Annotated in this window: 8 protein-coding genes; 6 read left to right on the forward strand and 2 right to left on the reverse strand. The window is 73.6% G+C overall.

The genetic code is table 11. The features are described 5' to 3' along the window. Positions 1 to 124 precede the first annotated feature (124 nt). Positions 125 to 1135, forward strand: coding sequence for a tryptophan--tRNA ligase (gene trpS / locus IH45_RS0141905; RefSeq protein WP_030682139.1), 1011 nt, complete (start codon positions 125 to 127; stop codon positions 1133 to 1135). Positions 1136 to 1286: 151 nt separating this feature from the next. Next, the gene (locus IH45_RS0141910) at positions 1287 to 1868 is read left to right on the forward strand and encodes a 2'-5' RNA ligase family protein (RefSeq protein WP_030682141.1); all 582 of its coding nucleotides are present in this window, start codon (positions 1287 to 1289) and stop codon (positions 1866 to 1868) included. A gap of 25 nt (positions 1869 to 1893) precedes the next feature. On the opposite strand, the gene IH45_RS0141915 is transcribed toward IH45_RS0141910, so the two are convergent. Both IH45_RS0141915 and IH45_RS0141920 read right to left on the reverse strand, forming a co-directional pair. After that, complete coding sequence (locus tag IH45_RS0141915) at positions 1894 to 2649, reverse strand: decaprenylphospho-beta-D-erythro-pentofuranosid-2-ulose 2-reductase (protein WP_030682143.1); 756 nt, start codon at positions 2647 to 2649, stop codon at positions 1894 to 1896. Positions 2650 to 2692: 43 nt separating this feature from the next. Next, complete coding sequence (locus IH45_RS0141920) at positions 2693 to 4126, reverse strand: FAD-binding oxidoreductase (protein ID WP_234440892.1); 1434 nt, start codon at positions 4124 to 4126, stop codon at positions 2693 to 2695. Positions 4127 to 4371: 245 nt separating this feature from the next. Between IH45_RS0141920 and IH45_RS0141925 the strand changes: the two genes are divergently transcribed. The 4 genes from IH45_RS0141925 to IH45_RS0141940 form a co-directional block, all read left to right on the forward strand. Continuing rightward, positions 4372 to 4923 (forward strand): phosphatase PAP2 family protein, encoded by a 552-nt coding sequence (locus tag IH45_RS0141925; protein WP_078898046.1) that lies wholly within the window; start codon positions 4372 to 4374, stop codon positions 4921 to 4923. Further along, on the forward strand, positions 4920 to 5897 hold the full coding sequence (locus IH45_RS0141930) for a decaprenyl-phosphate phosphoribosyltransferase (RefSeq protein ID WP_030682149.1): 978 nt from the start codon (positions 4920 to 4922) through the stop codon (positions 5895 to 5897). The genes IH45_RS0141925 and IH45_RS0141930 overlap by 4 nt, the downstream gene beginning before the upstream one ends. A 74-nt stretch (positions 5898 to 5971) precedes the next feature. Further along, the gene (locus IH45_RS1000000148405) at positions 5972 to 6517 is read left to right on the forward strand and encodes a GtrA family protein (protein WP_032919499.1); all 546 of its coding nucleotides are present in this window, start codon (positions 5972 to 5974) and stop codon (positions 6515 to 6517) included. 10 nt (positions 6518 to 6527) lie between these two features. Next, positions 6528 to 7423 (forward strand): YihY/virulence factor BrkB family protein (locus tag IH45_RS0141940; protein WP_050515574.1); only part of this gene is annotated, 896 nt, incomplete at its 3' end.

The following is a 7423-nucleotide window of genomic DNA, read 5'->3' on the forward strand; positions in this document are numbered from 1 at the left end:
AGCCATGGCAGTCATTGTCTCAGGTCCGCGCGCCGCCCCCGCCCGCGGACCTGAGACAATGACTGCCATGGCTCTCGACCGCCCGCCCGCCGCCCACCACCACCCCCAGGGGAATGGCTCCGCCATGCAGCGTCTGCCTCGTGTACTGTCCGGCATCCAGCCCACCGCCGGCTCCTTCCACCTCGGCAACTACCTCGGCGCCGTCCGCCAGTGGGTGGCCCTGCAGGAGTCCCACGACGCCTTCTACATGGTGGTGGACCTGCACGCGATCACCGTCCCGCAGGACCCGACGGCGCTGCGCGCGAACACCCGGCTCGCCGCCGCCCAGCTGCTGGCCGCCGGCCTCGACCCGGAGCGCTGCACCCTCTTCGTCCAGAGCCACGTCCCCGAGCACGCCCAGCTCGCCTGGGTCATGAACTGCCTGACCGGCTTCGGCGAGGCCAGCCGGATGACGCAGTTCAAGGACAAGTCGGCCAAGCAGGGCGCCGACCGCACCAGCGTCGGCCTGTTCACATACCCGATCCTGCAGATCGCCGACATCCTGCTCTACCAGGCCAACCAGGTCCCGGTGGGCGAGGACCAGCGCCAGCACATCGAGCTGACCCGGGACCTGGCCGAGCGGTTCAACGGCCGCTACGGCGACACCTTCACCGTCCCGGCGCCGTACATCCTCAAGGAGACCGGCAAGGTCTACGACCTCCAGGACCCGGCGGTCAAGATGAGCAAGTCGGCCTCGTCGGTCAAGGGGATCATCAACCTCCTGGACGAGCCCAAGACCTCCGCCAAGAAGATCAAGAGCGCGGTCACCGACACCGACACGGTGATCCGCTACGACGCCGAGGCCAAGCCGGGCGTCTCCAACCTGCTGACGATCTACTCCACGCTCACCGGCGAGTCCATCGCCGACCTGGAGAAGAAGTACGAGGGCAAGATGTACGGCGCCCTCAAGACCGACCTCGCGGAGATCATGGTCGAGTTCGTCACACCGTTCCGGGACCGTACGCAGGAATATCTGGACGACCCCGAGACGCTGGACTCGATCCTGGCCAAGGGTGCCGAGAAGGCCCGTGCGGTGGCCGCCGAGACGCTGGCCTCGGCGTACGAGCGGATCGGGTTCCTGCCCGCCAAGCACTGACCGTCCGGGCCGGGGCCCGGGTGCCCCGGCACGCCCCCGCACCAGGGTCTTCGGTCCCGGGTGCGGGGGGACCGAGGACGGTCGCCGCGGGGACGGCCCACCCGGCACACTGGCATCCGGGCACAACGACAGCTTCAGGAGGGAGAACGCAGTGGGGACCGTAACGCTCGGCGTTTCGATCGCGGTCCCGGAGCCGTACGGCAGCTTCCTCCAGGAGCAGCGTGCGGGCTTCGGCGACCCGCACGCGCACGGCATCCCCACGCACATCACCCTCATGCCGCCCACCGAGGCCCGCGCGGAGGACCTGCCCGCCATCGAGGAGCACCTCGCCGAGGTCGCCGCGGGCTTCGCGCCGTTCCGGCTGCGCCTGGAGGGGACGGACAGCTTCCGGCCGTTGTCCCCGGTGGTTTTCGTCAAGCTGGCCGAGGGCGAGGCGGAGTGCACCGTCCTCCAGGAGCGGGTGCGCGCCGCGTCCGGGCCCTGCGCGCGCGAACTGCAGTTCCCCTACCACCCGCATGTGACCGTCGCGCACGGCATCTCCGAAGAGGCCATGGACCAGGCGTTCGTCGCGCTGAAGGACTTCGAGGCCGCCTGGACGATCGACGGGTTCGCGCTCTACGAGCAGGGCGCGGACGGCGTATGGCGGCTGGAACGGGAGTACCCGTTCGGGGCGCCCGCCGCCGGGGTCCCGCACCAGGCGGATCTGTCGCGGCCGCCCACGCCTACCTGCTGACGGCTGCCTGCCGCGCGGCCGGGCGTCACACCGGCAGCCTGCGGAAAATTGCCCGTGGCATATGCCGTAGTACGGTCATCACCGGCCGCAGCGCCCCCGGCACCCACACCACCTCGCTCCGCCGCCGCAGCCCCGTCTCCACCGCCTCCGCGACCACCTCCGCCGTCGTGGCCAGCGGCGCCGCCGCCAGCCCGGCCGTCATCCTCGTCCGTACGAACCCGGGCCGTACGACCATGACGTGCACGCCCGTCCCGTACAGCGCGTCCCCCAGCCCTTGCGCGAACGCGTCCAGCCCGGCCTTGCTGGAGCCGTAGACGAAGTTCGAGCGCCGCGCCCGCTCGCCCGCGACCGACGAGAGCACCACCAGCGAACCGTGCCCCTGGACGCGCAGCGACCGGGCGCAGACGAGGCCCGCCGAGACGGCGCCGGTGTAGTTGGTCTGCGCGATCCGTACGGCTTCCGCCGGCTCCGCCTCGGCGCGCTCCTGGTCGCCCAGCACGCCGAAGGCCAGCAGCACCACGTCGATGTCGCCCTCGGCGAAGACCTTGCCGAGGGCTTCCTCGTGGCCGCCGGTGTCCAGCGCGTCGAAGGGCACCGTACGCACCTCGGCGCCCAGCGGGCGCAGCTGCCCGGCCGCGTCCTCCAGGGTGGGGGAGGGGCGGCCCGCCAGCCAGACGGTACGGGCGCGGCGCGCGATCAGGCGGCGGGCGGTCGCGAGGGCGATCTCGGAGGTGCCGCCGAGGATGAGGAGGGATTGAGGGGAGCCGAAGGCGTCTTTCATGGGATTTCCTTCCGGAGCGGGCCGGGGATGGGGCAGGGCCAGGTCACAGGGCCAGGCGCCGCGAGAGATCCGAGACGAAGACCCCGCGCGGATCGATACGCCCCCGCAGCTCACGGAACTCCGGCGCCCGTGGATACATGACATCGACCAGCTCCGGCCGCAGCCGGGCGTCCTTGGCCAGGTAGACCCGGCCGCCCGCCGCCGCCACCGCCTCGTCCAGCCCGTCCAGGAAGGCGCCGAGCCCCGGCAGTCCGGCCGGGATGTCCAGGGCCAGCGTCCAGCCCGCGGCCGGGAACGACAGCCAACCGGAACCACCCGCGCCGAACCGTTTCAGCACCGCCAGGAACGACGGGCAGCCACGCGCCGCGATCCGCTCCACGACGCGCCGCAGCGTCTCCTCCTCCCCGTGGCCCACCACGAACTGGTACTGCACGAAGCCGCCGCGCCCGTAGACCCGGTTCCAGTGCGGCACCCCGTCCAGCGGGTGGAAGAACGCGGAGAGCCGCTGCAACTCGCCGGTCCGGCGGCGGGGCGCCCTGCGGTACCAGCACGCGTTGAACAGGCCCACCGACCGCCGCCCGAGCAGCCCGTCCGGCAGGCCGCGCGGCGCGGGCGGCAGGCGCCCGGGGCGGAAGGCGAGCGGCGTCCGGCGGGCGCGCGCGGGCAGGGCGTCCAGCGGTGCGTGGTCGCCGCGGGTCAGCACCGCGCGGCCGGTCGCCGCGCCGCGCGCCAGCAGGTCGATCCAGGCGACGGAATAGCGGTAGCGGTGATCGGTGGCGGACAGCCGCGCCAGCAGGTCGTCCAGGTCCGCCGCGCGCTCGGTGTCCACCGCCATCAGCGACGTCTGTACGGGGACGAGGCGGACCGCCGCCGCGAGCACGACCCCGGTCAGCCCCATGCCCCCGGCGGTCGCGTCGAAGAGGTCCGTGCCGGGCCGGACCGTACGCACCGCGCCGTCCGCCGTGAGGAGTTCGAAGGAGCGCACGTGCCGGGTGAAGGAGCCCGCCACGTGGTGGTTCTTGCCGTGGATGTCCGCGCCGATCGCGCCGCCGACCGTCACGTACCGCGTCCCCGGCGACACCGGCACGAACCAGCCCAGCGGCAGCAGCACCTCCATCAGCCGGTGCAGGCTGACCCCCGCCTCGCACTCCACGACGCCCGCCTCGGCGTCGAAGCGCCGGATACGGTCCAGGCCGGTCATGTCCCAGACGACGCCGCCCGCGTTCTGCGCCGCGTCCCCGTAGGCGCGCCCGAGGCCCCGGGCGATCCCGCCGCGCGGTCCGCATTCCCGTACCGCCGACGCGGCCTCGTCGTACGAGCCGGGGCGGACCAGCCGTGCGGTGGTGGGGGCGGTACGGCCCCAGCCGGTGACGGAGGCGGTGCGGCCGGGGGTGGTGGTACGGCTGGAAGCGGCACGGCCGGACGCGGCACGGCCGGACGCGGCACGGGGGCCGGCCGGGCCGGCGGGCGATGACATGGCAGCGACCGTAATGCGGCAGATGTCCGGGTGGTGAGCTTCTCAGCCGTACCCCGCACGAAAAGAGTGATTAATGGGGTGGATGGGCTAACCGCGGCGACACCGCACACCCCGTCCCGGAGAGTCGGGAGCGGAGCCCCGAAGGGCTTGAGGGATAGGCGTCGGGCGGACCGTACGAAGCGGGCGGTCCGCCCGGCGGGCCGGCCCGATACCGGATCGAGGTGACCCCGCTGTCCCCGGAAGAGATGGATCACCGCCTGCTCGCCGCACTGCGCGCCTGCGGTTCCGACGCGCGGGTGGCCGCCGTCGCCCGCGCCCTCTCGCGCGGCGGCGAGCACGGAGCGCTCTGGCTCGCCGCCGGGCTGGCGGGCGCCGCGGCCGACCGGTCACGGCGCCCCGCCTGGCTCCGCGGTACGGCCCTGAGCTGTGGCGCCCACCTGCTGAGCGTCGCCCTCAAGCGCGTCGTGCGCCGCCGGCGCCCCCTGCTGCCCGGCCACGCCGCCCCCCTCGTACGCACCACGAGCCCGCACTCCTTCCCCAGCGCCCACGCCGCCTCCGCCACCGCCGCCGCCGTCGCATTGGGCGCGCTGCGGCCGGTGGGCGCGGGCCTGCCCGTACTGGCCGTGGCGATGTGCCTGTCGCGGCTGGTCGCGGGCGTGCACTATCCGTCGGACGTGGCGGCGGGAGCGGCGGTGGGGGCGGCCATGGCGCGCCTGGGGGGCGTACGGGGGGCCGGGGCGCTCAAGGCTTGCGCGGGCGGCGCGCCGGCTCAGGACGTACGCCGGGAGCGGCCGTGACCGAACGCGCCACCCTCCTGGAGGAGCCGCCGCCCGGCCCCGGAGTGGCCACCGTTCCGCCACCCGGCCCGCGGGCCCGCGCGCTCGGGCTGCCCCGCGGTCTGCTGCGCACCGCCCGCCCCCGCCAGTGGGTCAAGAACGTACTGGTGGCCGCCGCCCCGGCCGCGGCGGGTGACCTCTTCCACCGCCAGACCCTCCGTCAACTCCCGCTCCTCTTCCTCCTCTTCACCGCCGCCGCGTCCGCCGTCTACCTGATCAACGACGCCCGGGACGCCACGGCCGACCGGGCGCACCCCGACAAGTGCCGCCGCCCGGTCGCCGCGGGCGAGGTCCCCGTACCCGCCGCCTACGCCGCCGGCGCCCTGCTCGCCGCCCTCGTCCCGGCCACCGCCGCCGTGCTGTGCAACCCCGCCACCGCCGCCCTGCTCGGCGGGTACCTCCTCATGCAGCTCGCCTACTGCGTCAGCCTGAAAAACGTCCTGGTCGTCGACCTCGTCGTGGTCACCACCGGCTTCCTGCTGCGCGCCATGACCGGCGGGCCCGCGCTCGGCATCCCGCTGTCCCGCTGGTTCCTGATCACCGCGGGTTTCGGCGCGCTGTTCATGGTCGCCGCCAAGCGCTACTCCGAAGCGCTCCGGGCGGCGCGCGAGCCGCGTACGGACAGAGGCGAGACGCGGGCCCTGCTGCGCGAGTACAGCGACGGCTACCTGCGCTTCGTGTGGCAGCTGGCGGCGGGCGGCGCCGTCCTCGCGTACTGCCTGTGGGCCCTGGAGAGCGGCGGCACCCCGTCCGGCGTCCTGCCGTGGCGCCAGCTGTCCATGATCCCGTTCATCCTCGCCGTCCTGCGCTACGCGGTCTTCGCCGACCGGGGGACCGCCGGCGCGCCGGAGGACGTCGTGCTGCGGGACCGCCCGCTGGCCGTCATCGGGCTGGCCTGGACGGGGCTGTACGCGATGGCCGTCGCGGACGTGTGACCGAGGCGAGCGCCGCCCCGATGGCCACCGGCCCCGCCCCGCCCGGCAGCCCCTACCGGCCGCCGGGCCGCCGCCTGCGCGCCCTCGCCCCCGAACTGCTCGGCTTCGCGGTCGCCGGCTCCTTCGCGTACGCGGCCGACCTGGCCCTCTTCGTCTGGCTGCGCGGCCCGGCAGGCCTCGACCCGTTCGCCGCCAAGTCGCTGTCCTTCCTGGCGGGCTGCACCGTCGCGTACGCCGGGAACGCCATCGGCACCTACCGCACCCGCACCCGCCCCGCACCATCCCCGTGCACCGGACGCGCCGCCCGCACGCCCACCCCCGTACGCACTCCCGCCTTCGTACGCACCCCTGCCCTCGTACACACTCCCGCCCATGTGCGCATCCGCCGCTACGCCGCCTTCCTCGCCGTCAATTTCGCCGGCGCCCTGGTCCAGCTGGCCTGCCTCGGCGTCTCGCACCACCTGCTCGGCCTGACCTCCGCGACGGCCGACACCGTCTCGGGCGCGGGCGTCGGCATGGCGCTGGCCACGTGTCTGCGTTTCTGGGGTACGCGAACGCTAGTCTTCCGCCACGCGGGCGACATACCTGTACAGATGGTGTCGAAGGCTGACAAAGGGTAGGCGGGGAACCATGGATTGGTTGAGCAAGCTGCCGGTCATCGGCCCGGCCGCGTCCTGGCTGATGACGACCCACCTCTGGCGGGCCTACGAACGCATGGGGCAGGTGCACTGGACCCGGCTGGCCGCCGCGATCACGTTCACCAGCTTCGTGGCGATCTTCCCGCTGCTGACGGTGGCCGCCGCGATCGGTGCCGCGCTGCTCAGCGATCAGCAGCTGCACGATCTCCAGAAGAAGATCGCCGAGCAGATCCCCGGCATCTCCGGCCAGCTCGACCTCGGCGGCCTGGTCGAGAACGCCGGCACCGTCGGTGTCATCGCCGGCGTGGCCCTGCTCTTCACCGGCGCCGGCTGGGTCGACTCGATCCGCGACTGCCTGCGCGCCGTCTGGGAGAAGGAGGACGAGGACACCAACGTCTTCGTCGCCAAGCTCAAGGACGTCGCCCTCCTCCTCGGCCTCGGCGGCACCGCCCTGGTCTCCCTGGCCTGCTCCGCCTTCGCCACCGCCGCGGTCGGCAAGGCGGCCGAGGCCCTCGGCCTCGCGGAAGGCGGCGTCGGCAGCGTCCTGCTGTCGGCCGCCGGCTTCTGCATCGCCGTACTCGCCGACTTCCTGCTCTTCGCCTACGTCCTGACCAAGCTGCCCGGCCTCAAACTCCTCCTCAGCGGCTACCTCAAGGGCGTCGCCGCGAAGAGCATGTACGGCGCCTTCGGCACCCCCATCGCCCTGCTCCTGTGGATCAACTTCACCGCGAAGCTGGTGGTCTTCTGCGCGGCCTGGACGGCGACCCAGCGGTGCGACGCGGAGGCGGAGGGAAAGGAGCTGGACTGCGATCCGGGGGCGGAGGAGGAAGGGGCGCGGCCCGAGGTGAAGGCGGCTTCCGAGAGTGGCAGGGGAGAGGGGGCTGGGGG

The sequence above is a fragment of the Streptomyces rimosus subsp. rimosus genome, from assembly GCF_000720725.1.
Lineage (GTDB): Bacteria > Actinomycetota > Actinomycetes > Streptomycetales > Streptomycetaceae > Streptomyces > Streptomyces rimosus_A.

Coding starts and splice junctions, on each gene's coding strand:
- IH45_RS0141915 (WP_030682143.1), bottom strand. CDS start 2,649: ATGAAAGACGCCTTCGGCTCCCCTCAATCCCTCCTCATCCTCGGCGGC.
- IH45_RS0141920 (WP_234440892.1), bottom strand. CDS start 4,126: ATGTCATCGCCCGCCGGCCCGGCCGGCCCCCGTGCCGCGTCCGGCCGT.
- trpS (WP_030682139.1), top strand. CDS start 125: ATGCAGCGTCTGCCTCGTGTACTGTCCGGCATCCAGCCCACCGCCGGC.
- IH45_RS0141925 (WP_078898046.1), top strand. CDS start 4,372: ATGGATCACCGCCTGCTCGCCGCACTGCGCGCCTGCGGTTCCGACGCG.